Source organism: Variovorax beijingensis (assembly GCF_003951285.1).
Lineage (GTDB): Bacteria > Pseudomonadota > Gammaproteobacteria > Burkholderiales > Burkholderiaceae_C > Variovorax > Variovorax beijingensis.
This window is the reverse complement of record NZ_RXFQ01000062.1, coordinates 1-2,006: the sequence shown is the minus strand read 5'-3', so window position 1 is coordinate 2,006 and position 2,006 is coordinate 1. Positions and strand designations below refer to the sequence as shown.

Sequence of the window (2,006 nt, the reverse complement as noted above, 5' to 3'; positions counted from 1 at the left end):
TCGAATATGCCGAAGCCGAAGGTTGCTGGATTTTTTTCAGGAGTCGCAAACTGACGTTCCCTCCGCACATGACGTTGGCTTCGTCTGCGGCTTATGCCGTTAGCAAAGGGGGGGAAGTTCGAACAGTTGCGGATTTTTCCGACAACCCCGAAGAACTGAACTCGTTGCTTGCACTTCTTTCCGACTCTTTTCTGCGAAACGAGGGACGATAAGCCTTGGAACGAGGTTCACTCCGAGGTGGTTAGCCGGCTCGATCGTGCCGAGGCGATTTTCTGGTTGGTCGTGTTGACCGAATCCGACCGTCGCGAGTTCGTTCGCGTGGGAGAGTCGTCGTACTACAGTGGCCTCTATGTCGACGATAGCGGCCTTCTGCAACGGGTCAATCCGAACCTTGAACCATCCAGCCTAGCTCGAGTTGATGCAGGCGGAACGGTCAAGGATTGCGGGAGGTAGCGTACTTCCAAATCTATTCGAAGGACCCCAAGGACCGCCCGTAGACCATCGCAGGCATGTCCGCTTCAGAGTAGACCGGAAGACCGCAATGGGCCCGAAGCTCCAACGCCGCTACTGGCTGCAGTCGGCCAAAATCGGCGCTCCCAAAAAAAGTGAAGCAATTTCAACCCTGAACATGCCTGGAAGTGCGCAAGGGCCTGACGGGGGCGCAGTCCACCACTGCACTCATCACTAGTTGAACTCGCCAATCTGAACAAGTGGGCCGCGGAACGCTTCACTGAGATCGCGCACGAACTGGGTGGCGGGCAGAAGATGAATGCCTCGCGCAAAGCCTGGGAGGTCCTTGCCGAAATCGATCACCAAGGCCCCTCGCCAAAAACCATTGCATTCAGTCCAGCCGATGTTGTGTTGCGCGAACTCTGCTACATGTGCCCTTAACGTTGGCGGCTCGGAGATGTCTGTCCCCGGGAAGGTGTCGGCGTAGAGATCCAATGAAAACTCACCATCGATAGGCTCAAGAGGATTTCCTCGTCCATCGAGCGGAGGCTCCATCATTTCGAAGTAGATACTGCTGTCCGAGGTTGTCTGGATTCGATAGTCTTCCCCAACGAGCAGGGTTGTTCGCATGATGTAGCGGTCTGCAGGGCGAACTTCTGGGTAGTAGGAAGGACCAGCCAGTTTTTCAACAACGGCACCATCGACTCCACCGTAGACCACTGCGATCCCTCTGCCTGGTGCGCAGACGGTGGCAGGTTCCGTCGAGAGCTGCTCACCTTGCACCAGGTCAATGACCTTGTCTGGCCTGTCGCCCAACGACCACGCGCGAAGCACCTGTTCGACTCTCGAGGCGGTGTCCGCCTGCGGGCGCCATCGTGCATCGTTCACCACAAGAAAGTGTCGGTATTCAATTCCCATTGCGCCGCCAGATGCTGCGCGGATCAATCGTCCACGCCGTTGTTCATGACGTCAAAAATGTACTCGAAGGCGCCTGATCCATCGTCTTCGTGCCCCGCGTCTACGTATCGCAGGTGCCTTGTTTTATGCGCGCCGATCCCTCTCGAGCGAGGGCCCAAGCCGCCGGCAGTGCTTCGGTTACAGTCGGCCAATAGCCGACGTACGTTGAGGGCCTCCAGATTTCGTGCGAAAGCGGTGACGACAGCCCGCTATCCGTGAATACATCGCCCAGACGCGAAAGGCAGACGAAGCTCGCATGTTCAGATAGGCCACCGATGGTGAGGGAAGCGTTATGAAATTTGTATGTCCCTGTGGAGCTGTTGTGCGAGACAACACCGACTACCAGGAACACAAGGCCTACTTCATCCCCGACCAACTGTACGAGGGCGCTGCGGAGAGAATCGAAGCAGGCGGTGAGGTGTGGGCGGAGATGAGGCGCGTAAAGCGTCCGATGTATCAATGCAGCGAATGCTGCCGATTGTTCCTGAGTGATGACGCTGGAAACTTGGTTTCCTTCAAACCGGACGAAAGTACCCGGTTCGGGATTCTCAAGGGCAAGCTATGAGGCGCTGTTGACCGGCACATCTCGGCCAGGACCC

General features: G+C 56.8%; 3 protein-coding genes. 2 read left to right on the top strand and 1 reads right to left on the bottom strand.

Annotation, left to right across the window (positions count from 1 at the left end; translation table 11 throughout):
- On the top strand, window positions 1-212 hold a 212-nt coding region (locus EJO66_RS32885; protein ID WP_206168921.1), incomplete at its 5' end, for a hypothetical protein.
- Between the two features lie 472 nt (window positions 213-684).
- Here the strand turns inward: EJO66_RS32885 and EJO66_RS32380 are convergent.
- Window positions 685-1,395 (bottom strand): hypothetical protein, encoded by a 711-nt coding sequence (locus EJO66_RS32380; protein ID WP_125967284.1) that lies wholly within the window; start codon window positions 1,393-1,395, stop codon window positions 685-687.
- Window positions 1,396-1,729: 334 nt separating this feature from the next.
- On the opposite strand from EJO66_RS32380, the gene EJO66_RS32375 reads away from it, so the two are divergent.
- Window positions 1,730-1,972 (top strand): hypothetical protein, encoded by a 243-nt coding sequence (locus tag EJO66_RS32375; protein WP_125967283.1) that lies wholly within the window; start codon window positions 1,730-1,732, stop codon window positions 1,970-1,972.
- Window positions 1,973-2,006 lie beyond the last annotated feature (34 nt).